At 72.4% G+C, this 20,732-nt stretch carries 21 protein-coding genes; 15 read left to right on the top strand and 6 right to left on the bottom strand.

Annotation, left to right across the window (positions count from 1 at the left end; all coding sequences use genetic code 11):
- The first annotated feature begins 129 nt into the window (after window positions 1-129).
- Window positions 130-1,386 (top strand): DUF6777 domain-containing protein, encoded by a 1,257-nt coding sequence (locus tag ACFUN8_RS30805; RefSeq protein WP_383644736.1) that lies wholly within the window; start codon window positions 130-132, stop codon window positions 1,384-1,386.
- Window positions 1,387-1,429: 43 nt separating this feature from the next.
- On the opposite strand, the gene ACFUN8_RS30800 is transcribed toward ACFUN8_RS30805, so the two are convergent.
- Entirely contained in the window at window positions 1,430-1,999 is a 570-nt protein-coding gene (locus tag ACFUN8_RS30800; RefSeq protein WP_383644733.1) for a TetR/AcrR family transcriptional regulator, read from the bottom strand.
- Between the two features lie 102 nt (window positions 2,000-2,101).
- Between ACFUN8_RS30800 and ACFUN8_RS30795 the strand changes: the two genes are divergently transcribed.
- The 6 genes from ACFUN8_RS30795 (at window position 2,102) to ACFUN8_RS30770 (ending at window position 9,812) form a co-directional block, all read left to right on the top strand.
- Window positions 2,102-3,010 carry an alpha/beta hydrolase family protein gene (locus tag ACFUN8_RS30795; protein ID WP_383644730.1) on the top strand — a complete coding sequence of 303 codons (909 nt, stop codon included), beginning with the start codon at window positions 2,102-2,104 and terminating at the stop codon, window positions 3,008-3,010.
- A 131-nt stretch (window positions 3,011-3,141) separates the two neighbouring features.
- Window positions 3,142-5,220, top strand: a complete 2,079-nt coding sequence (locus tag ACFUN8_RS30790) for a SpoIIE family protein phosphatase (RefSeq protein WP_383644726.1) — start codon at window positions 3,142-3,144, stop codon at window positions 5,218-5,220.
- A gap of 183 nt (window positions 5,221-5,403) precedes the next feature.
- The gene (locus ACFUN8_RS30785) at window positions 5,404-6,858 is read left to right on the top strand and encodes a wax ester/triacylglycerol synthase family O-acyltransferase (RefSeq protein WP_383644723.1); all 1,455 of its coding nucleotides are present in this window, start codon (window positions 5,404-5,406) and stop codon (window positions 6,856-6,858) included.
- 171 nt (window positions 6,859-7,029) lie between these two features.
- Window positions 7,030-8,004, top strand: coding sequence for an aldo/keto reductase (locus ACFUN8_RS30780; RefSeq protein WP_383644720.1), 975 nt, complete (start codon window positions 7,030-7,032; stop codon window positions 8,002-8,004).
- Window positions 8,001-8,879: an amidohydrolase family protein gene (locus ACFUN8_RS30775; protein WP_383644718.1), complete on the top strand. Its 879-nt coding sequence runs from the start codon at window positions 8,001-8,003 to the stop codon at window positions 8,877-8,879. The genes ACFUN8_RS30780 and ACFUN8_RS30775 overlap by 4 nt, the downstream gene beginning before the upstream one ends.
- A 66-nt stretch (window positions 8,880-8,945) precedes the next feature.
- Window positions 8,946-9,812: an Fpg/Nei family DNA glycosylase gene (locus tag ACFUN8_RS30770; protein ID WP_382572171.1), complete on the top strand. Its 867-nt coding sequence runs from the start codon at window positions 8,946-8,948 to the stop codon at window positions 9,810-9,812.
- A gap of 21 nt (window positions 9,813-9,833) precedes the next feature.
- On the opposite strand, the gene ACFUN8_RS30765 is transcribed toward ACFUN8_RS30770, so the two are convergent.
- A complete protein-coding gene (locus tag ACFUN8_RS30765; protein WP_383644715.1) occupies window positions 9,834-10,499 on the bottom strand; it encodes a zf-HC2 domain-containing protein in 666 nt (221 codons plus the stop codon).
- Window positions 10,500-10,622: 123 nt separating this feature from the next.
- Between ACFUN8_RS30765 and ACFUN8_RS30760 the strand changes: the two genes are divergently transcribed.
- The 4 genes from ACFUN8_RS30760 to ACFUN8_RS30745 all read left to right on the top strand — a co-directional run bounded on the left by ACFUN8_RS30760 (window position 10,623) and on the right by ACFUN8_RS30745 (window position 14,537).
- Complete coding sequence (locus tag ACFUN8_RS30760) at window positions 10,623-11,372, top strand: LytR/AlgR family response regulator transcription factor (protein ID WP_383644713.1); 750 nt, start codon at window positions 10,623-10,625, stop codon at window positions 11,370-11,372.
- Window positions 11,373-11,497: 125 nt separating this feature from the next.
- The gene (locus tag ACFUN8_RS30755) at window positions 11,498-11,860 is read left to right on the top strand and encodes a hypothetical protein (protein WP_382572175.1); all 363 of its coding nucleotides are present in this window, start codon (window positions 11,498-11,500) and stop codon (window positions 11,858-11,860) included.
- Entirely contained in the window at window positions 11,857-13,344 is a 1,488-nt protein-coding gene (locus tag ACFUN8_RS30750) for a cation acetate symporter (RefSeq protein ID WP_382572177.1), read from the top strand. The genes ACFUN8_RS30755 and ACFUN8_RS30750 overlap by 4 nt, the downstream gene beginning before the upstream one ends.
- Window positions 13,341-14,537: a sensor histidine kinase gene (locus ACFUN8_RS30745; RefSeq protein ID WP_383644709.1), complete on the top strand. Its 1,197-nt coding sequence runs from the start codon at window positions 13,341-13,343 to the stop codon at window positions 14,535-14,537. Before ACFUN8_RS30750 ends, ACFUN8_RS30745 begins: the two co-directional genes overlap by 4 nt.
- Before the next feature lie 68 nt (window positions 14,538-14,605).
- Here ACFUN8_RS30745 and ACFUN8_RS30740 read toward each other — a convergent pair whose 3' ends face one another.
- Complete coding sequence (locus ACFUN8_RS30740) at window positions 14,606-15,151, bottom strand: hypothetical protein (protein ID WP_383644706.1); 546 nt, start codon at window positions 15,149-15,151, stop codon at window positions 14,606-14,608.
- 70 nt (window positions 15,152-15,221) lie between these two features.
- Between ACFUN8_RS30740 and ACFUN8_RS30735 the strand changes: the two genes are divergently transcribed.
- Window positions 15,222-15,458 (top strand): zf-HC2 domain-containing protein, encoded by a 237-nt coding sequence (locus ACFUN8_RS30735; RefSeq protein ID WP_383644704.1) that lies wholly within the window; start codon window positions 15,222-15,224, stop codon window positions 15,456-15,458.
- On the opposite strand, the gene ACFUN8_RS30730 is transcribed toward ACFUN8_RS30735, so the two are convergent.
- Window positions 15,395-15,973 (bottom strand): sigma-70 family RNA polymerase sigma factor, encoded by a 579-nt coding sequence (locus tag ACFUN8_RS30730; RefSeq protein ID WP_382572182.1) that lies wholly within the window; start codon window positions 15,971-15,973, stop codon window positions 15,395-15,397. The genes ACFUN8_RS30735 and ACFUN8_RS30730 overlap by 64 nt on opposite strands.
- Window positions 15,974-16,243: 270 nt before the next feature.
- Here ACFUN8_RS30730 and ACFUN8_RS30725 point away from each other — a divergent pair, with 270 nt between their 5' ends.
- Window positions 16,244-17,446 (top strand): CapA family protein, encoded by a 1,203-nt coding sequence (locus ACFUN8_RS30725; protein ID WP_383644701.1) that lies wholly within the window; start codon window positions 16,244-16,246, stop codon window positions 17,444-17,446.
- 127 nt (window positions 17,447-17,573) lie between these two features.
- Here the strand turns inward: ACFUN8_RS30725 and ACFUN8_RS30720 are convergent, their stop codons facing one another.
- Window positions 17,574-18,035, bottom strand: coding sequence for a universal stress protein (locus ACFUN8_RS30720; RefSeq protein ID WP_383644699.1), 462 nt, complete (start codon window positions 18,033-18,035; stop codon window positions 17,574-17,576).
- A 245-nt stretch (window positions 18,036-18,280) separates the two neighbouring features.
- Here ACFUN8_RS30720 and ACFUN8_RS30715 point away from each other — a divergent pair, with 245 nt between their 5' ends.
- Window positions 18,281-19,132: a polysaccharide deacetylase family protein gene (locus ACFUN8_RS30715; protein ID WP_383644739.1), complete on the top strand. Its 852-nt coding sequence runs from the start codon at window positions 18,281-18,283 to the stop codon at window positions 19,130-19,132.
- A 75-nt stretch (window positions 19,133-19,207) separates the two neighbouring features.
- On the opposite strand, the gene ACFUN8_RS30710 is transcribed toward ACFUN8_RS30715, so the two are convergent.
- Complete coding sequence (locus ACFUN8_RS30710; protein ID WP_383644697.1) at window positions 19,208-19,867, bottom strand: class F sortase; 660 nt, start codon at window positions 19,865-19,867, stop codon at window positions 19,208-19,210.
- A gap of 320 nt (window positions 19,868-20,187) precedes the next feature.
- Here ACFUN8_RS30710 and ACFUN8_RS30705 point away from each other — a divergent pair, with 320 nt between their 5' ends.
- Window positions 20,188-20,673, top strand: coding sequence for a hypothetical protein (locus ACFUN8_RS30705; RefSeq protein WP_383644694.1), 486 nt, complete (start codon window positions 20,188-20,190; stop codon window positions 20,671-20,673).
- Window positions 20,674-20,732 lie beyond the last annotated feature (59 nt).

Genomic DNA, 20,732 nt, shown 5'->3' with positions numbered 1-20,732 from the left:
GGCGGACAGCCCGTCCGGCGCTCGACGTGTGCGGCGCGTCCCCCGTCCGCCGCCCCCGCTTGCGGGGCGGCCCGGTGTCCGGCAGATATGGAGTCACATTCCGGACAGGACGAACAGCTGGGAGACCCTGTGCGACGCCTACCCGTTCGACGTCGGCACGCCGCGCTCGCCGTGCTGTCGGCCGGCATCCTGATCACGGCCGGCTGCGGCGAGGACAGCGTCGGCAAGGACGCGCGGGCGGCGAAAGCGGCGCAGGCGGCGGCCGCGGCGAAGGTCACCCTCCAGCCCCTCGCCGCCCCGGGCCCCCACCCCTTCACGGAGTCGACCGCGGCGCCGGTGCCGGACGCGGAGCCCTCGCCACCCCCGTCACCGAGCGAACCGGGCGCGCCCAGCGAACCGGGTGATTCGAGCAGCCCCACCAAGCGCCCCCAGACGCTGCGCTCCGTCTCCGGCGCCACCGCCGGGCTGTACGGCGGTACGAAGTCGACCCCCAGCTGCGACGTCGACGCGCAGGTCCGCCTCCTGACCGCCGACCGCGCCAAGACCGCCGCCTTCGCTCGCGGGGCCGGCGTCGACGCCGCGTCCGTCCCGACGTTCCTGCGTGGGCTCACCCCCGTCGTGCTGCGCGCCGACGTACGCGTCACCAACCACGGTTACCGGGACGGCGCGCCCGCCGCCTTCCAGGCCGTACTCCAGAGCGGCACCGCCGTCCTCGTCGACGACCGCGGACTGCCCAGGGTCCGCTGCGCCTGCGGGAACCCGCTGCGCCCGGCCGTCGCGCTGCGCGCCGACGCCGTCCACCAGGGCACACCGTGGAGCGGCTACCGGCCCGACCGGGTCGTCGTGGTCAACCGCAGCACGCAGGTCGTGAAGGCCCTGGTGATCGTCAACGCCGTCGACAACACGTGGCTGGAGCGGAAGACCGGCACCGACGGCGACCAGGACAAGAAGCCCGACGTACCGCCGCCGTACCCCCCGGACACCGACATCATCGACCCGTCGCTGGAACCGCCCGCGCCGGACGACGGCGGCTCGGACAGCCCGGACCCGGGCGGCTCCGATCCGGCCGTCCCGGAACCCGACGAGTCCGGGACCGACCCGGCCCCCTCGCCCGACTGCCGCGCACCCGACGGCCCGGCGCCCGACGAGCAGTGGTCCGAGCCCATGGCGGACCCGCGCGACTGCCCCTCGCCGTCGGAGGACCCGGACGGCGGCGTCGACCCCGACTATCCGGTGATGCCGATGTCCCCGGAGCGGCCGGGTGCCGACGGGCCGCTCGACGGCGACCCCGGCACGCTGTCCGACCCGGGCACGCTGTCCGACGACGGCTTCGTCCCCGCGTCGCCCGACGGCGACCCGGCCGGGCCCGCCACCTTCCAGGGCTGACCGGCCCGCAGCCGGCGTACGGGGGAGTGCGCCGAGGCAGCCGTCATCCCTTGCCGCGGCATCCGGCGAGGAGGAGGGCGACCATGCCCTTGGCGTCGGCCTGGCCGTAGTCGGGGCCGGTGATGCAGAGGTTTCCGATGGCGCGCAGGAGTGTGTAGGCGGCGACACCGGGGCGGAGTTCCCCGGTGGCGGCGCAGGCGTCCAGCAGTGACGCGCAGGCCGGGACCAGGGTGTCGAGCATGAGGGCGTGGAGGTTCTCCAGCCCCGGATCACCGGACCCCAGTGCGGCGCCGAGGCCGTGCTTGGTCACCAGGAAGTCCACGAACGCGTCCGTCCACAGGGTCAGAGCGGTGAACGGCGAGGCGGATTCCTCAAGAAGCCGCGGCGCGAGAGCGGCGCAGGCGTCGATCTGGTGCCGGTAGACGGCGGTGACGAGATCCGCGCGGGTCGGGAAGTTCCGGTAGACCGTGCCGACACCGACGCCGGCGCGGTCGGCGATGTCGCGGACGGGAGCCTGGACGCCCCGGTCCACGAAGACCGCCGCGGCGGCCTCCAGCACGCCGTCGCGGGTGCGCTGAGCCTGTGCCTGGCGTACCCCGACCAACTCCGGCACGGATGCCTCCCCTTGCTCGCGGAACAATGTTCCGCTAATTTGGCGGAACGGTGCTCCGCCAAATTATGGCATCCCGGTACTCATGGAAAGCGCAGGACCCTCATGTCTTCGTCCCACTCCCTCGGCCGGCAGATCGTCTCGGTCAAGCCCATCGTTGTCCCCTCGCCCGGGCGAGGCATCGACCTTCAGGTGAAGGTCACCGCACCCCGGTCGGGCCGGAACCTGCCCGTGATCGTCTTCTCCCACGGGAACGCGTGGTCACTGGACGGGTACGGGCCCCTCGTCGACCGGTGGGCCGCCGCCGGATTCGTCGTGGTGCAGCCCACCCACCTGGACTCCCGGCGCACCGCCATCACCTGGGACGACCCGCGCTTCGCCACCATCTGGCGCGTACGGATCACCGACCTGCACGCGGTCCTCGACCACCTCGTGGATGTCCTGGTCCAGGCGGGCCTGGAGGGCCGCGCCGACCGTGGGCGCGCTGCCGTGGTCGGCCACTCGTGGGGCGCCCAGACCGCGGGCGCCCTCCTCGGTGCGCGCGTGCTGGACGCCGAGGGTGTCGCGGGAGAGGACTTCTCCCATCCCGCGGTTTCGGCCGGCGCGCTGATCGGGGCGACGGGAACCGGCGACACCCTCACCCCGTTCGCCGCCGAGAACCTTCCGTTCATGAAGCCGGACTTCTCCACCATGACCACTCCGGCCCTGGTCGTCGCGGGCGGCAAGGACGACTCGCAGCTCTCGACCCGGGGGCCGGAGTGGTTCACCGACGCCTACCACCTCAGCCCGGCGCCCAAGAGCCTGCTCGGCATCACCGAGGGCGAGCACACCATGGGCGGACTCGCCGGCGAGCAGGTCGCCGAGACGAGCGACGAGGACCCCGCCCGTGTCGCCTTCACTGCCGACGCGATCTCCGCCTACCTCCGTGCGGCCCTCGATCTCGACGACGCCGACTGGACCGCCCTCAACAGCGCCGGCGCCGGCGACGGTACGTGGAGCCTCGTCGGCAAGTGAGCCCAGCCCGACCGCGGGGACACGCTCGGCGGTCAGGGAGTCGCGGGCCCCGAGTTCCGCCTCCCGGTGCTCGGCGGGACCCGCACGCCGGACCGGTCGAGATATCCGACAAATGATGACAGAGTGACTCCATGGTTGATCGGGAAGCGGGGCCCCCGTCGCTCCCCGACGACTGGCCCGCGAAGCCGGAGCTGAGCCTGGCCCTCAACGGCATGGGCTGCTTCGACTGGGATCTCGGCAGCGGTCTGCTCCACCTGGACCCGGTGGCGCTGGAGATCCTCGATCTGCGCGACGACGAGTACGACGGCACGCGCAGCAAGGTCATGGAGCGCCTGCCGCCCGGTGAGGGCGCCCGGCTCGACGCGCTGGTGGGCGAGGCGATGGCCCGCAGCAGCCAGGGTTACGGTGCCTACTTCCGCGTCCGGCGCCGTGACGGCACCCTGCGCTGGACCCACTCGCAGGGCCACGTCCGGCGCGACGCCACCGGCCGCCCGCGGCGGATCATCGGGATCATCCGCGACGCCACCCAGGAACTCGCCGACTCGATGGCACGGCTCGACCTCGACGAGGAGCGCCGGCGCCGTACCACCGTCGTCGAGGGCGCGACGGCGGCCCTCGCGCACGCCAGAACGGTCCAGGACGTCATCGACGTCCTGAAGGAGTCCGACGGGCTCGAACACCTCGGCGCCACCAGCATGGTCATGGGCCTCCTCGACTCGGGGCGTATCCATCTGGTCGCCGATGGCCCCGTGGGTTCCTTCGTGCCGGGGACGCGGGTCACGCGGGTGGACGAGGAGTACCCGATGAGCGAGGTGATCCGTACGCTCGCCCCGCGGTTCATCGAGTCCGCGGACGACTTCGCCACGTCGTACTCCGGCCTGTGGCCCCACATCAGCCACCTCGGCATCACCTCGGCGGCCTATCTGCCGCTGATCGCGCAGGGCCGCCCCATCGGGGCCGTCGGACTGCTCTACGGCGACAAGGTCGGCTTCACCGCCGAGGACCGCAATCTGCTGGTCGCACTCGGCAGCAGCATCGCGCAGAGCCTCCAGCGCGCCGTGCTCTTCGAGCAGGAGCACGATCTCGCCGAAGGGCTCCAGCAGGCGATGCTGCCGCGCCGGATCCCGGCCGTGGCCGGTGCGGAGATCGCCGTGCGCTACCGCTCGGCCCGGCTCGGCAGGGACGTCGGCGGTGACTGGTACGACGTCATCCCGCTGCCCGGCGGCCGCGTCGGTGCCGTCATCGGTGACGTACAGGGCCACGACACCGACGCCGCGGCCGTGATGGGACAGCTGCGGATCGTGCTGCGGGCGTACGCGGCCGAGGGCCACACCCCGGCCACGGTGATGGCGCGGGCCTCGGTCTTCCTGCACGAACTCGACACCGACCGCTTCGCGACCTGCGTCTACGCGGAGGTCGACCTCGCCACGGGCGTCGTACGGATGGTCCGGGCCGGCCATGTCGATCCGATGATCCGGGACACCGACGGAAGCTGCCGCCGGCTGCCCGCGGAGGGCGGACTGCCGCTGGGGCTCTCGGCGGAGTTCGGGCGGCTCGAATACCCCGTGAACACCGTCGAGCTGGATCCCGGACAGACACTGGTCCTCTACACCGACGGACTGGTGGAGATGCCCGGCGCCGATCTGGACGAGGGCATGCAGCGGCTGGCGGGCGTGATCGCGGGCGGCCCGCGCGATCTCCAGCAACTGGCCGACCAGCTGTGCGCGGTGGTGGACGACCGGGGTGGTGAGGACGATGTCGCCGTACTGCTGCTGCGCAGGCGGGGCGCGTACGCGGGCAGGACCGGTGGCCGGCTCCAGCAGCATGTCGGACAGAACGAACCCGAGGCGCTGTCGTCGGCGCGTCATATGGTCCGGGCGGCGGTACGGGCGTGGGGTGCCGAGGACCGGTCGGACGACATCGAGCTGGTGGCCGACGAGCTGATGACCAACGCGCTGACCCACACCGACGGTGCCGCGATCGTGACCGTCCGGGTGCTGCCGGGCATGGAGCGGCGGCTGCGGCTGGAGGTCGAGGACCGGTCGAGCGCGCTGCCCCGGATCCAGGACGCGGGGGAGACGGGGGTCTCGGGGCGCGGTCTGGTCCTGGTGGACGTGCTGGCCGACGAGTGGGGTGTGGAGTCGCGCGGCAGCGGCAAGTGCGTGTGGAGCGAGTTCGTCGTGCCGTCCCGTCCGGTGCGGAACGGCTGAGCGGGCCGCGACGGGCGTAGGGCGTTACAGTGACGCTAACTGGGCGTAACGTGTTCGTACTTGAACGTAACCGACCGCAGGCGATTGACTTGCGGCCTCTCGCTTCGCGAGACCCCAGGGCCACGAGGCCCCAGACCCCCGGACCTTCCAGGACCCCCAAGACCCCCAAGACATGAGGACCCCGTGACCACCGAGCTGCTGGCACCTCTCGACCTGGCCTTCTGGCATCTCGAATCCCCGGACCATCCGATGCACCTCGGCGCGCTCGCCGTCTTCGAGGCGCCGCCGGGCGCCGCCGACGACGAGGCGCTGCTGGATCTGCTGGCCACCCGCGCGGCGGCCGTCCCGCGGCTCCGGATGCGGGTGCGGGACGTGCTGCTGCCGGTGGGCGGCGCCGCGTGGAGCGTGGACCGGGACTTCGACGTACGCGGACACGTGAGGCACCTGGAACTGCCGCCCGGAGACTTCGCGGAGGAGAGCGCCCGGCTCGCCGGGCGGCTGATGGAACGGCCCCTGGAGCGCGGTGTCCCGCCCTGGGAGATGTATCTCCTGACGGGCGGCGCCGCGCCGGAGGCCGCGACACCCGCCGGCGAGCCGGCCGGGCGCCCCTTCGCCGTACTGGTGAAGCTGCACCACGCACTCGCGGACGGCATGCGCGCCGTGGCCATCGGCGCCGGCATCTTCGATCAGATCGCCGACGCGCGCGCCGCCGGCACCCGCCGCACCCGCCCCGTGCCGCCCCGCTCCTGGTTGCCCGGCCCCGCACAGGTGGCCGACCTGGCGAAGGACCGGCTCGGCGATCTGGGCCGGGCGCTCGGGATCGGCGCCTCGGTCGTCCGCGCCAGCCGGCTCGACCTGCGCGTCACGACCGCCCTCGTGGCGGGCTCCAGCGGCACCCGGCGCCTCGCCACGGCCGTGCTCGCGCTGGAGGACGTACGGCAGGTGCGCAAGACGCACGGCGGCACGGTCAACGACGTCCTGCTCGCCACCGTGGCGGGCGCGCTGCGGCGCTGGATGCTGGAGCGGGGCGAGGAACTGCCGGACTCCGACCCGCGCTCCGACCCACGCGCCCTGGTGCCGGTCTCGGGGCGGCGGCCGAGCCGGGCCCGACAGGGCGCCGGTGCGGGCGGCAGCACAGGTTCGGGCAACATGTTCTCCGCGTATCTCCTGGGGCTGCCGGTCTCCGAGCCCGACCCGTCGGCCCGGCTCGCCGCCGTGCGCGAGACCATGGACCGCAACAAGAAGGACGGTCCCTCGCGGGGCGCCGGGGCAGTCGCCGTACTCGCCGGACAGCTGCACCCGCTCGCGCACCGGCTCGGCGCGCCGTTCGCGGGCAGCGCCGCCCGGATTCTCTTCGACGTCCTGGTGACGAGCGTGCCGCTGCCGCGCGCGACGCTGTCGTTCGGCGGCTGCCCGCTGCGTGAGATCTATCCGATGGCGCCGCTGGCGCGCGGTCAGTCCCTGGCCGTGGGGCTGACGACGTACGGCGGTCAGGTCCACGTCGGCCTCGTCGCCGACGGCAAGGCCGTACCCGACCTCGGCGGGCTGGCGAAGAACATGAACGAGGAGCTGACCGCACTGCTCCGCCTGCCGGCGCCCGTCGGAACCGCGGTGGCCGTCGGGTCCGACTTGGCATGATAGGTCGGACAATTCCCGCCGCACCCGAGCGGACCGGTGATGCCCTCGATCCCCGGACAGGCTGAATGGACACGGTCCGCTACCAGGCGGACTTCGGGGTCTCGAAGGTGTTGACGCCACCCAGTCATCCGATGAATATTCTGGGTGTCAACTTCGGGGAGGCACAGCGCAATGCGGCAGAACACGCTCGGACGCGGCGAGGTCGGCGTATCCGAGCTCTCCTTCGGAACGGCCGGGATCGGCAATCTCTACACCCCCGTCGAACCGGAGCGGGCCGCCGCGGCGGTCGACGCCGCCTGGGACGCGGGCATCCGCTACTTCGACACCGCCCCGCACTACGGCATCGGCCTCGCCGAACGCCGGCTCGGCGAGGCCCTGCGCTCCCGGCCCCGTGCCGAGTACACGCTGTCGACCAAGGTGGGCCGGCTGCTGGAGCCCCTGCCGTTCGCGGACGGCGACGACCTGGCCAACGGCTTCGCCGTACGCGCCACACACCGCCGCGTCTGGGACTTCAGCGCCGACGGCGTACGGCGCAGCATCGACGACAGCCTGCGGCGGCTCGGCACCGACCGGATCGACACGGTCTACCTGCACGACCCGGACGAGCACGTCGCCGAAGCCTTCGGGCAGGCGTACCCCGCGCTGGAGCGGCTGCGCGCCGAGGGCGTCGTCGGCGCGATCGGCGCCGGGATGAACCAGACCGAGGTCCTCACACGCTTCCTCCGGGACACGGACGTCGACGTCGTCCTGTGCGCCGGCCGCTACACACTCCTCGACCAGTCCGCCCTCACCGAACTGCTCCCGGAGGCCGCCGAGCGCGGCCGGAGCGTCGTCGTCGGCGGTGTCTTCAACTCCGGGCTGCTCGCCGACCCGCGCCCCGGCGCGACGTACGACTACACGGCCGCGCCGCCCGCGCTCCTGGAGCGCGCCCTGCGCATCAAGTCCGTCGCCGAGCGGCACGGCGTCCCGCTGCGCGCCGCCGCCATCGCCTACCCGCTGCGTCATCCGGCCGTCGTGAGTGTCCTCGTCGGGACGCGCTCCGCGTACGAGGTCGAGGACGCGGCGGACATGTACGGCCGCACCGTCCCCGACGCGCTCTGGGACGACCTGCGCGCCGAGGGTCTGCTGGAGGGCGAGGCCCGATGAGCGCGGCGCCGCCCCGGCAGCCGACCGCGACGGCACCTGTCGTGGACGCCCACCACCATGTGTGGGACCTGTCCGTACGTGACCAGGACTGGATCACCGGGCCCACCATGGCACCCATCCGGCGGAACTTCGGCGTCGCCGACCTCGCGCCCGAGGCCCGCGCGGCCGGTGTCGGCGCCACCGTCCTCGTCCAGACCGTCACGGTCCCCGAGGAGACCCCCGAGTTCCTCGCCCTCGCCGACACGAACGAGCTGATCGCCGGTGTCGTCGGCTGGACCGACCTCACCGCCCCCGACATCGCCGACACGCTCGCCGCGCTGCGCGAACTGCCCGGCGGCGACAAGCTCGTGGGCATCCGGCACCAGGTCCAGGGCGAGCCCGACCCCGAGTGGCTGCTGCGCCCCGACGTGCAGGACGGGCTGGCCGCCGTGGCCGCCGCCGGGCTCGCGTACGACCTGGTCGTCCTGCCCCACCAGCTCCCCGCCGCGACCGCCGTCGCCGCACTGCTGCCGCAGCTGACCTTCGTACTCGACCACCTCGGCAAGCCGCCCATCGCCTCCGGCGGCCTCGACCCCTGGGCGGGCCACATCCGGGCGCTGGCGGCCCGGCCGAACGCCGTCTGCAAGCTCTCCGGGATGGTCACCGAGGCCGAGTGGGACTCCTGGACGGCGGACACACTGCGCCCGTACACCGAGACCGTCCTCGACGCGTTCGGCTCCGCACGCCTGATGTTCGGCTCGGACTGGCCGGTGTGCCGGCTGGCCGCCTCGTACACCGAGGTCGTGGACGTCACCCGCACGCTGACCGCCGACCTGAGCGAGAACGAGCGACGGGCGGTCTTCGGCGCGACGGCCACGGCGGTCTACGGCCTGTGAGCCACCACTCAGGGCGTGCCCGGCGCCCGCCGGGCGTTCGGTCCGGCGCTGCGGCACCCTGGAGGCATGCCGGAAGTCCCCGAAGTCGAAGCGCTGCGTGAGTTCCTCGACGGCCATCTGGTCGGCAAGGAGATCGTCCGCGTCCTGCCCCTGACGATCAACGTCCTCAAGACGTACGACCCGCCGCTCACCGCCGTGGAGGGCGCCACCGTCAGCGCGATCGAGCGGCACGGCAAGTGGCTCGACATCGTGGCGGGCGACTCCGGACTGCATCTCGCGATCCATCTGGCCCGCGCCGGCTGGCTGCGCTGGAAGGACGAGTTCCCCGCGGTGCCGCCGCGCCCGGGGAAGGGGCCCCTGGCGCTGCGCACCGTACTGGCCGAGGGCGACGGCTTCGACCTGACCGAGGCCGGCACCACCAAGCGGCTCGCCGTGCATCTCGTACGGGACCCCTTCGAGGTGCCCGCCATCGCGAGCCTCGGCCCCGACCCGCTCGACGACGCCTTCGACCGGGACGCGCTCGCCGCGCTGCTCGCGGGGGAGCGGCGGCAGCTCAAGGGCGCCCTGCGCGACCAGCGGCTGATCGCGGGCATCGGCAACGCGTACAGCGACGAGATCCTGCACGCGGCGAAGATGTCGCCCTTCAAGCCGGTCCACAATCTGACCGACGACGAGATCACCGTCCTGTACGACGCGATGCGTACGACGCTGAACTCGGCGATCGAGCGGTCGCGCGGCGTCGCCGCGGGGCGGCTCAAGGCCGAGAAGAAGAGCGGCCTGCGGGTGCACGGCCGGGCGGGCGAGACGTGTCCGGTCTGCGGCGACACCATCAGATCGGTCGCCTTCGCCGACTCGTCGCTCCAGTACTGCCCGACCTGCCAGACGGGCGGCAAGCCGCTCGCCGACCGCAGGACGTCCCGGTTCCTCAAGTAGCCCGCCACCGTCCCGGCCGCGTCAGCCGCCCCGTACCGTCATCAGCCGCTGCCCGTCCGCCGTCCGCACCTCGAACCGGTCGATCTGGTACGGCCGCAGCGCGGCGCCACCCCAGGTGACCAGCGGACCGTCCGCGTCGCCACGGGCCGACCACGTCATCACCGTCTCCTCCGACCCGTCACGGCCCACGGCGACCAGCGCGCACACCCCGGCCGCCGCCGACCTCGACAGCTCCAGCGCCACATCGGTGCCCCAGCCCTTCTCCGCCGCCGTCACGACGGCCGCCGTCCCGGTCCTGCGGTCCGTCGCCGTCCACCGCTCCGCGGTCGCCACCGTCGGGGAGCCGCCGCGTTGCGCGTCCACGATCGCGAACGGGCCGCCCACCGCGATCACCACCGCCGCCGCGACCAGGGCCAGGCGCCGTCTGCGGCTCACCCGCCGCCGGGCGGCCGTCCCCTCGATCATCCGGTGCAGCAGCTCCGGCCCCGCCGACACGAAGGGAGCCACCCGCGCGGGAGTCCCCCGCGTGAACTCGTCGAGCTGACCGCGCACCCCGTCGAAATCGCCCAACAGCAGTGTGCAGTGCGGGCAGTCCATGAGATGGTCCTCGAAGCGGAAGGCATCGGCCGCGTCGAGCACGCCCAGTGCGTAGGCGCCGACGTCGCGATGGATCTCCGGTGTCCGCATGCCTCCTGATACGGAGCGCGACGGCAAATCACTCAAGCCGACAGCCTTCTCCGCCCCTTCTTCGACCTTCTCCACCCACCGACCCGGGCCCACCACGCTCCACAGCACCTAAACTTCCGCGTCATGCTGCGTGTACTGGCCGTGGACGACGAAGAGCCCGCCCTCGAAGAACTGCTGTACCTCCTGCGCGCCGACCCGCGGATCCGGGGCGCCGAGGGCGCCACGAGCGCGACCGAGGCGCTGCGCCGTATCGGGGCCGCCCTCGACGCCGGCCCCGACGACCCCGCCGCCGTCGACGTCGTCTTCCTCGACATCCACATGGCGGGGCTGACAGGGCTGGACGTCGCCAAGCTCCTGGCCGGTTTCGCCGAACCCCCGCTGATCGTCTTCGTCACCGCCCACGAGGGCTTCGCCGTCCAGGCGTTCGACCTCAAGGCCGTCGACTACGTGCTCAAGCCCGTCCGCCGGGAGCGGCTGGCCGAGGCCGTCCGGCGCGTCGCCGAACTGGTGGGGGAGCGCGGCCCCGTCGTGGACACCTCCACCGACCAGATCCCCGTCGAACTCGGCGGCGTGACCCGCTTCGTCCCCGTCGCCGACATCGTCTACGCCGAGGCCCAGGGCGACTACGCCAGACTCCACACCGACACCGGCAGCCATCTGGTCCGTATTCCGCTCACCACCCTGGAGGAGCGCTGGCGCTCCCGCGGTTTCGTACGCATCCACCGCCGCCATCTCGTGGCGCTGGCCCGTATCGACGAACTGCGCCTCGACGCGGGCGCCATGAGTGTGCGCGTCGGCGGCGCGGAACTGGCCGTCAGCAGGCGGCACGCCAGAGCCGTACGCGATCTGCTGATGCGGCTGCCCGGCCGCTGACCTGGCCCTTCGCAGATGCGTACGGCGGGCGTCGGGGCTTCCCTCCGCCTTGACGGTCCGCTTACACTCCGGCCCTGGCACCGCGACGACGCCTGAGGCACGAGGGGGGAGGGGGAGGAGAGAGCATGACCGCCGACTCCACCCCCAAGCGCGAGGTCGTCACCGGCGAGCCCCGCCGCGTACGTCCCCTGCCCCGCTACCGCGCCCAGGCCGAGATCGACGAGCAGACCGCGCTCGGCGACGCCTACGTCCGCTCCCTCATGCGCAGCCAACTCCGCGCCGGGCTCACCGCGTTCGCGTTGCTCGCCACGGTCGTCGGCACACTCCCGCTCGCCTTCGCGGCGCTGCGCGACACCACCGTCGTCTGGGTGGTGCTCGGCGTCGCCGCCTATCCGCTGCTGACCCTGCTGGCCTGGTGGTACGTGCGGCGCGCGGAGCGCAACGAGCGGGACTTCGCCCGGCTGGTGAAGGGCCGGCCGCTGCCGTGAGCCAGACCTACACGGTGACGGCCGTCGCCGTCGTCGTGGTCGCCACCGTCCTCGTCGGCGGCTTCGGCCTGCGCATATCCCGCACCACCTCCGACTTCTACGTGGCCTCCCGCACGGTGCGCCCCGGCCTCAACGCCGCCGCGATCAGCGGCGAATACCTCTCCGCGGCCTCCTTCCTCGGCATCGCGGGACTGCTCCTGCTGCACGGCCCGGACATGCTCTGGTACCCGGTCGGCTACACCGCCGGCTATCTGGTCCTGCTGATCTTCGTCGCCGCCCCGCTGCGCCGCTCCGGCGCGTACACCCTTCCCGACTTCGCCGAGGGCCGCCTGGAGTCGCGCCCCGCGCGGCGCGTGGTCAGCGCGCTGGTCGTCGGCGCCGGCTGGCTCTATCTCGTGCCGCAGCTCCAAGGGGCGGGCCTGACCCTGGAGATCCTGACCGGCGCGCCCAACTGGTTCGGTGCCGTCCTCGTCGCCGTCGTCGTGGTGGTGGCCGTCGCGGCGGGCGGCATGCGCAGCATCACCTTCGTCCAGGCATTCCAGTACTGGCTCAAGCTCACCGCCCTGCTCGTCCCGGCGATCTTCCTGCTGCTGGCCTGGCAGGGCGACGGCCGGCCCCCGATCGACTTCGACCTCACCGAGATGTCGAGCCGCGCGGACCACCCGCTGTACGCGACGTACGGACTGATCGTCGCCACCTTCCTCGGCACCATGGGACTGCCGCACGTCGTGGTCCGCTTCTACACCAGCCCCAACGGCCGGGCGGCCCGCCGCACCACCGTCGGCGTCCTCGCCCTGATCGGCGGCTTCTATCTGCTGCCCCCGGTGTACGGCGCGCTCGGCCGCCTGTACGCCCCCGCGCCCGCCCTCGGTACGGACGCCGACGCCGCCGTGCTGCTGCTGCCCGATCTCGTCATCGGGGGCACGGCCGGCGATCTGCTCGGGGCCCTCGTCGCGGGCGGCGCCTTCGCCGCGTTCCTCTCCACGGCCTCCGGTCTGACCATGGCCGTCGCCGGGGTGCTCACCCAGGACGTGCTGCCCTCGCGCGGCGTACGGCACTTCCGGCTGGCCACCCTGCTCGCGATCCTCGTACCGCTCGGCGGCTCGCTGGTGGTGAGCGGCCTGCCGGTGGCCGACGCCGTCGCGATGGCCTTCGCCGTCTCCGCCTCGTCGTTCTGCCCGCTGCTGGTGCTCGGCATCTGGTGGCGGCGGCTCACCCCGCCCGGCGCGATCGCCGGGCTGCTCCTCGGCGGCGGCTCGGCGCTGGTGGCCATCGGGATCACGGTCAGCGGAGCCGTACGGTCGGGCTGGCCGAACGCCCTGCTCGCCTGGCCCGCCGTCTGGTCGGTGCCCGTCGGATTCCTCGCGATGATCCTGGTGTCGCTGGCCACCCAGTCGCGGATACCGCCGGGGACCAAGGCGGCCATGACCCGTTTCCATCTCCCGGAGGCCCTCATGCCCCGCGCCAGGGGAGGCCCCCGATGAGCGGCGCCGCCCTCGTGGTCCTGATCGTGCTCGGCGCGCTGCTGCTCGCCGGGGGCTTCCTGCTCGGCCGCCGCGGCGGGCGCGGACGCCCGGACCGCACCAGCGACGTCGGTACGCCGGTCGAACACGCCACCTTCGAGACCCTGCACACCGCGTCGCTCGCCGCGCCGCCCCTGCGCGCCGGCCTCACCGAGGAGAGCGCGGGCAAGGCCGCCCGCCGGCTGCGCTCGCTGCTCGGCACGGACGCGCTCTGCCTCACCGACCGGGACCGGGTGCTCGCCTGGGACGGTCTCGGTGACCACCACGGCAAGCATGTGATGGACCATGTGCAGGCCCTGCTCGCCAGCGGGCGCGACACGGCCTTCGCCAGCGGGTGCGGCGATCTCGACTGCCCGCTGCGCTGGGGCGTCGCCGTGCCGCTGACCGTCGACCACCGGGTGCTCGGCACGCTCGTCGCGTACGCGCCACGGGAGTCCGCGGTCCTCGCCCGGGCCGCCGGAGAGGTCGCGCGCTGGGTCTCCGTACAGCTCGAACTCGCCGAACTCGACCGCTCCCGAACGCAGTTGATCGAGGCGGAGATCAGAGCGCTGCGCGCCCAGATCTCGCCGCACTTCATCTTCAACTCGCTGGCCGCCATCGCCTCGTTCGTCCGCACCGATCCCGAGCGCGCCCGCGAACTGCTCCTGGAATTCGCCGACTTCACCCGCTACTCGTTCCGCAGGCACGGCGACTTCACCACCCTCGCCGACGAACTGCACTCCATCGACCAGTACTTGGCACTCGTCCGGGCCCGCTTCGGCGATCGGCTGTCGGTCACGCTCCAGGTCGCGCCCGAGGTGCTGCCGGTCGCGATGCCGTTCCTCTGTCTTCAGCCGCTCGTCGAGAACGCGGTCAAGCACGGCCTCGAAGGCAAGATCACGATGAGTCACATCACCATCAGCGCCCTCGACGCCGGCTCGGAGGCGGAGGTCGTGATCGAGGACGACGGGGTGGGGATGGACCCGGAGCGGCTGCGCCAGATCCTGCGCGGCGAGGGCGGTCTGTCCACGGGCATCGGACTGCTCAACGTGGACGAGCGGCTGCGCCAGGTGTACGGGGACGACTACGGGCTCGTCATCGAGACGGGGGTGGGGGCGGGGATGCGGATCACCGTACGGATCCCCAAGTACCGCGCGGGCGTGCACGGCACGTGATGTCCGCGGCAGCGCGCACAGCGAGTACAGCGCCCACAGCGAGTGCGGCGGGTAGTCGCGCCTGACGTTCAGAACAGATGGATCGCGAGATGCCCCAGCGGCAGCCCGAGCTGCCACGCCGGGGTCCACACCTGCGGCCCCTCCTCCTCGTGCTGCTCGCCGTCCCCGCCGTCGCCCGTGCGGGGATCGCCGCCCGGCGCGCCCACCGCGTCGAGGTCCGGGGCCAGCAGTTCGGTCTCCTCCAGCCACCGCCAGGCGGCCAGGGCCAGTTCCAGATCCGGATCGGGGCGGGCGGTGCCGGACCGTTCCGCCTGGCACGCGCGGGTCTCCAGCAGGTCGAGCTGGTGACAGACCCATTCACGCCAACCGGTGCCGTACGCGGTCAGCGTCCGCCACTCGGCCATCCGCGCCACGCCGCCGGGTCCGCCGACCGGCCCGTCGGACAGGAAGATGGTCAGGGCGAGGGCGTCGCGACCTGCCCGGTACTCAAGTGTGGTGGGCGGCATCAGATCGCCGGTGCGCAGTAGTTCGTCGGCGATGTACTCCGCGTACATCCATGCCATGGGGACGAGCAGGCCGCCACCACCGCCTTCGTCATGACGTTCCGGACGCATCGTTTTCCGCCTTCCTTCCTCTCCGGGGACGCTGCTTCACCGAGCATTGAACCGGCGGCCGGTGCCCAGCGTGGCCAGAAGAGCAGGATCGGACAGCGGACCGGAGGCGATTGTGACGGGTGAGGCCGACGGTGACCGGCATGTGCGGTCGCAGCTCGGTGCGTACGCGCTGGGAGCTCTCACACGCGAGGAGGACCGGCTGATCGCCGGGCACCTGGACGGCTGCGCGAGCTGCGCCGCCGCCTATGCGGAGGTGGCCGATGGCGCGGCGCTCCTCGCACTCTTCGACGAGGAGGACCTGTGGTAGCCGGGCAGCGAGCGGCCGAGGGCGCGCAGCGCGTAGTAGGAGCGGGACTTGACGGTGCCGGCCGGAATGCCGAGCACCTGCGCGGCCTCGACCACGCTCAGCCCCTTGAAGTAGATCTGCCCGAGTACGGCGCGGTGCTCCGGGCTCAGCGCCTTCACCGCCTCGCGCACGTCGAGCGCGGCGACGGAGCGTTCCGTGGGATCGCCGGGTTCCGGGGTGGCTTCGAGGACGCCGTCGCTGACCTCGGCGGGGCGGGCGAGCCGTGAGCGGCGGGCGTCGATCGCCAGCCGGCGGCCCACCGTGAAGAGCCAGGGCCGCATGGACTCGTAGGGGCCCTCGAACGCCTCCGGGTGCTGCCAGGCGCGGACCAGCGTCTCCTGGAGCAGGTCCTCGGCGCGCTGCCGGTCGCCGTAGGTCAGACCGAGCAGGAAGTGGAGCAGCGCGGGGCCGTGGTCGCGCTGCAACTCCGTCAGCGCCCGCTCGTCGGTCGTCGCCGTGGCCGTGGCGGTGGTCATCGTGAACGTCCCTTCTCGCGGAGGTCGCTGGCGTCGGCGTCGCTGCCGTTGGCGTATCGGAACGCATCCGGTGTGTCCGGGGACAGACGGCTCACAAGGGTCTGCGACGAGCGGTCGCTCCGCGCGGCGAGTGGTGCGGTGAACGGTTCGGCCGATCCCTTTCGTCCATTTCAGGTACTTCGCCTCGTTCGCAGCATTAATCACATTAATATGAAGAATGCATGCGTTGACCGTTTGGTCGCCTTCCTCGTCCATGAAGGAGCCTGACCGATGACGACGCGCATGCGACACGGAGCGCTGGCCGCCGCGGCCCTGCTGCTCGGCACGGCCGCGGGATGCGCCGGCCCCGGCGCGGCGGACTCGCTCCTCGACCGGCCCGTCGGGAGCGGCGCCGGGCCCGGCCCTTCGGCCGCGGGAGGGGCGGCGGGGCAGCGTGCGTTCACGCTCGTCGCCTCCGGGGACGTCCTGCCGCACGACTCCGTCATCAGCCGCGCCAACGCGGACGCGGGCGGCGCGGGCCACGACTTCGTACCGATGCTCGCCGGGGTGAAGCCCGTCGTCTCGGCCGCCGATGTGGCGATCTGTCACATGGAGACGGTGTACGGCCCCGAGGGCGGGCCCTTCACCGGCTACCCGTCGTTCAAGTCACCGCCCGAGATCGCCACCGCGCTCAGGGCGACCGGCTACGACTCCTGCTCCACCGCGTCCAACCACACCCTGGACGCCGGCGCCGAGGGCGTCAGGCGCACGCTCGGCGCGCTCGACAAGGCCGGGGTCAAGCACGCCGGTTCGGCGCGCTCGGCCGAGGAGGACACCCGGCCCGCGCTGCTCGACGCCGGCGGCGCGAAGGTCGCCCAGCTCGCGTACACGTACGACACCAACGGCAACCCGCTGCCCGACGGACAGCCCTGGGTCGTCGACCTGATCGACGAGGAGAGGATCGTCGCCGACTCGCGGGCCGCCCGCGCGGCGGGCGCCGACGTCGTCGTGGTGAGCATGCACTGGGGTACGGAGTGGCAGACGGCGCCCGACGAGAAGCAGCTCGAACTCGGCGAACGGCTCACCGCCTCCACGACGGGGGGCCGCCCGGACATCGACCTGATCATCGGCACGCACGTCCATGCCCCGCAGGCGTACGAGAAGGTCAACGGCACCTGGATCGTCTACGGCATGGGGGACCAGATCGCCGGCGACATGATCAACAACGCCGGGGAGTTCGACCCGCGCGGCACACAGGGCTCGATCGGCCGGTTCACCTTCGCGCCGCCCACGGTCAAGGGGGAGCGCTGGGCCGTGACGAAGGCGGAGTTCATCCCGCAGACCATGGACAACAGTGTCGGACGGGTGGTCAATCTGTCGCAGGCGCTGGACGACGCCCCGTCGAGGGACGACTACCGGGCCACGAGGTCCGCGATCGAGGCGGCGGTCCTCGGTCGCGGCGCCGCCAAGGACGGCCTCATGATGGGCCGTTGAGCCCTGGGGGATGGTGTCCTTTGCGATGCACCGCGCCAATGAGGCATCAGCCGCTCCGCGGGGGGCGTGGCCCCGCCCTGCGGGCGGACGGCGCTACTTCGCTGGACAGGCCCTGGGGCGCGGCGTTCTACGGGACGACCGTCACCGGCCAGCGGCCCGCCTTGACCAGCCGGACCGCCACGGAGCCGATGAACCGGTGCCCCGCCGACTCCGACGCGCCCACCACCACGGCGTCCGCCTTGAGGTCGTCGGCCGCCGTGACCAGCCCGTTGTAGGGGTCGCCGCGCAGGGTGTGGAACTCCCAGCGGACGTCCCAGATACCTCTGACCTGCTCCGCGCTCGTGCGGATCTGCTCCGCCAGACCCTCGGCGATCTCCCCGGTCGTGTCGGCGACCGGGGCACCGAGCGCGGCCCCCGACGACATCAGTGGCTGGACGTAGACGATGGCGAGCAGGGCATTCTGCCGTCGGGCGAGACCACCGGCGTACGCCGCCGCGCGGAGGGACGACTCGGAGCCGTCCACCCCGGTGACGATCACCTTGGGGCCGTCGGTTCCGCGTTCGAAGGGGGAGGGCTGCTGATCCGTCACGGCAGCGAGGCTATCTGCTCCCGGACGGCGCCCCTCCGGGGGTCCGCCCGGCGGTGGTTTCGCAGGGTTTTGGCCGGGCGTGATTTGTCGGACAGGGCCGGTGGTGCGGTGTATGGGCATCGGCTCCCGCCTGGCCGGCGCCGCCGAAGCTCATCGGCTCATCCCATCGGGTGCTTTCCCCGTCCTCCCCGGTGTCGGTGAGGGACAGGACGCACCGGCCGTGCGAGCCATTGGCCATGGAAGCCATCAAAAAGGACCAGATGATTCCGGGGCGCCGGGCCGCGCTCCGTATCGCCGCCGTCCTCGGGGCTGTCGGGCTGACCCGGTTGCTGACCGCGGGCGACGCCCAGACACCGGGCCGCCCTGCTGCCGGGAGCCCGTCGGGGAGCTCCCCGGCGGCCGGACCGCAGGCGGCCTTGCCCCGCCGGCCGTCGGCCTACAGGCTGAGCCCCATGACGGAGTTCCAGCAGCCGCCCGACCAACGGCCCGCCAGGCTTCCCGTACGCAAGGAACCCTTCCTGGAGATGCCGGACCTGGGCCACTCCATGGTGCTCACCTTCGACGACGGGCCCGATCCGCACTACACCCCCGGCATCCTCAAGACGCTGCGCGCGCACGATGTACGGGCGATGTTCTTCGTCTGCGGCGAGATGGCCACCGGTCAGCGCGACCTGCTGCGCGAGATGGCCGACGACGGGCACATCGTGGGCAACCACACCTGGTCGCACCCGGAGTTGCCGAAGCTGGGGCCGGCCAAGATCCGTGCGGAGATGGAGCGTACGAGCGAGGTGATCGAGCGGACGCTGGGCCGTCCGCCGGTCTGGTTCCGTGCCCCGTACGGCTCGTGGAACCGGCACACCTTCGAGATCGGCGCGGACCTCGGCATGGAGCCGCTCGCCTGGACCGTCGACACCCTCGACTGGAAGTCACCCGGCACCGGGAAGATCGTCCGCACGGTGCTCGACGGGGCGGCTCCGGGGGTCGTGGTGCTGTCGCACGACGCGGGCGGCGACCGCTCGCAGAGTGTGGCCGCGCTCCGGGACTATCTGCCCGAGCTGCTGAACAAGGGCTACGGCATCACCGTCCCGAGGCCCTGACGGCCCTGACGGCCGTGGTGGGTGGGGCGGCGCGCGCTTCGTCCCACCCACCCCCGTACGGGGATCGACCGACCGTCAGCGGGTCTCCACGAGCCGGGCGAAGACCACGACGTTGCCGTCGTAGCCGCCGGCCTTCGAGTAGCCCCCGCCACAGGTGATCACGCGCAGTTCGGCGTGGCCGGTGTCGCCGTACACCCGCGCCCCCGGGAAGTCGTTCTTCGAGAAGACCTCCACGCCGTAGATCTCGAACACCGCCACCCGCTCGTCGAAGCGGGTCACCTCGACGTGCTCGCCCTTGCTCAGCGAGCCGAGGCCGTAGAAGACCGCGGGGCCCGCCTGGTTGTCGACATGGCCCACGACGACCGCGGTGCCGCGCTGGCCGGGGGCGACGCCGTTCTGGTACCAGCCCGCCATGTTGGCGTCCTGGGGAGGCGGGGCGGCGATCCAGCCCTCCGGGTCGAGCCCCACGTCCATCACGGGCGCGTCGACCTTGATCGCCGGGATCGTCACGCGGGACATGGGCGCGTACGGCAGCGGCTTGACGATGGGCACGCTCGCGGGCTCGGTCACCGCCTCCCGCCGGGTGTCCAGCGCCGCCGCCGAGGCCGGCTGGGGCGGTCCGAGGGACACGTCCGCCCCGTTCCGCATCAGTGCGAGACCAGAGAGCATGACAAGAGCCAGAACGCCCCAGGGCGAGCGTCTCCTCGACTCCGAGCCGCCGTGGTCCAGGCCCATGGTTCTCCCTTCGTGGGCACCTGGTACGCACGCTAAGCGCGGTGGTCCGGGTCGGCGAGAACTGGAGGGCGAATGGGTGGTGCGGCCGTCCGCGCCGGACCAACTGCCCCATTCGAGTAGTCGTCGTATAAAAGTTCTGACGGTCTGTGACCTGCGGGTCCGTCAGATCCGGGCGCGTTCCGTCGGCGTGTCGCCTCACCGGGGTGGACCAGTGCCGAAATGCGTCGAATGTTCCGTCCGGTGATGGTTCGTCATGGAGGGCGTACTCGTCGAATTTCCCGGAGCACCGCTTTGGGGCGTCTTCCGCTGGAGGCTCAACGATGCGTGCTTCACGCGCTCTCACGGTGACTGCCGCGGCCTGCGCCGCCGTGGCGCTCTCCGCCCCGCTGGCCGGGGCCACCAACGGTCCGAGGGACATCACCGTCAACCCCTTCTCCGTCCACCAGGGCGGTACGTTGCACATCACCGCCCAGGGCTGTGGCCACGGCGGTACTGTCACGTCCAACGCCTTCCCCAAGGCGCAGCTCTCGGTGAACGCCTCGGGCCACTCGGAGGCCAGGGCCCGTATCCACAACCACGCCACTCCGGGCGACTACAACCTGTCCGTCAAGTGCAGCGACAACAGCCGCATCGCGACGCACCGCTTCCGCGTGCTGGCCGGCCAGGGCTCGGAGGGTGGCCTCGGTGGCTCCATCGGCCCCAGCTCGACCGAGATGGGGGTCGGCGCCGGTCTGGTCGCCACGGCCGCGGTCGGCGGTACGTTCTTCATCGCCCGTCGTCGTCGTACCAGCGACTCGCTCGTCTGACCTGCCGGACCTCCGTACGGCGAACGCCCGTCGCCCCAAGTCCCGAACAGGACTTGGGG

The sequence above is a fragment of the Streptomyces sp. NPDC057307 genome (assembly GCF_042667665.1).
Classification (GTDB): domain Bacteria; phylum Actinomycetota; class Actinomycetes; order Streptomycetales; family Streptomycetaceae; genus Streptomyces.
This window is presented reverse-complemented; position numbering and strand designations above follow the sequence as displayed.

Bases quoted from the DNA above. Each gene is read 5' to 3' on its own strand.
- ACFUN8_RS30775 (WP_383644718.1), top strand. From the start codon at position 8,001: ATGAGCGCGGCGCCGCCCCGGCAGCCGACCGCGACGGCACCTGTCGTG.
- ACFUN8_RS30780 (WP_383644720.1), top strand. From the start codon at position 7,030: ATGCGGCAGAACACGCTCGGACGCGGCGAGGTCGGCGTATCCGAGCTC.
- ACFUN8_RS30725 (WP_383644701.1), top strand. From the start codon at position 16,244: ATGACGACGCGCATGCGACACGGAGCGCTGGCCGCCGCGGCCCTGCTG.
- ACFUN8_RS30790 (WP_383644726.1), top strand. From the start codon at position 3,142: ATGGTTGATCGGGAAGCGGGGCCCCCGTCGCTCCCCGACGACTGGCCC.
- ACFUN8_RS30705 (WP_383644694.1), top strand. From the start codon at position 20,188: ATGCGTGCTTCACGCGCTCTCACGGTGACTGCCGCGGCCTGCGCCGCC.
- ACFUN8_RS30730 (WP_382572182.1), bottom strand. From the start codon at position 15,973: ATGACCACCGCCACGGCCACGGCGACGACCGACGAGCGGGCGCTGACG.
- ACFUN8_RS30745 (WP_383644709.1), top strand. From the start codon at position 13,341: ATGAGCGGCGCCGCCCTCGTGGTCCTGATCGTGCTCGGCGCGCTGCTG.
- ACFUN8_RS30740 (WP_383644706.1), bottom strand. From the start codon at position 15,151: ATGCGTCCGGAACGTCATGACGAAGGCGGTGGTGGCGGCCTGCTCGTC.
- ACFUN8_RS30760 (WP_383644713.1), top strand. From the start codon at position 10,623: ATGCTGCGTGTACTGGCCGTGGACGACGAAGAGCCCGCCCTCGAAGAA.
- ACFUN8_RS30770 (WP_382572171.1), top strand. From the start codon at position 8,946: ATGCCGGAAGTCCCCGAAGTCGAAGCGCTGCGTGAGTTCCTCGACGGC.
- ACFUN8_RS30710 (WP_383644697.1), bottom strand. From the start codon at position 19,867: ATGGGCCTGGACCACGGCGGCTCGGAGTCGAGGAGACGCTCGCCCTGG.
- ACFUN8_RS30795 (WP_383644730.1), top strand. From the start codon at position 2,102: ATGTCTTCGTCCCACTCCCTCGGCCGGCAGATCGTCTCGGTCAAGCCC.
- ACFUN8_RS30765 (WP_383644715.1), bottom strand. From the start codon at position 10,499: ATGCGGACACCGGAGATCCATCGCGACGTCGGCGCCTACGCACTGGGC.
- ACFUN8_RS30755 (WP_382572175.1), top strand. From the start codon at position 11,498: ATGACCGCCGACTCCACCCCCAAGCGCGAGGTCGTCACCGGCGAGCCC.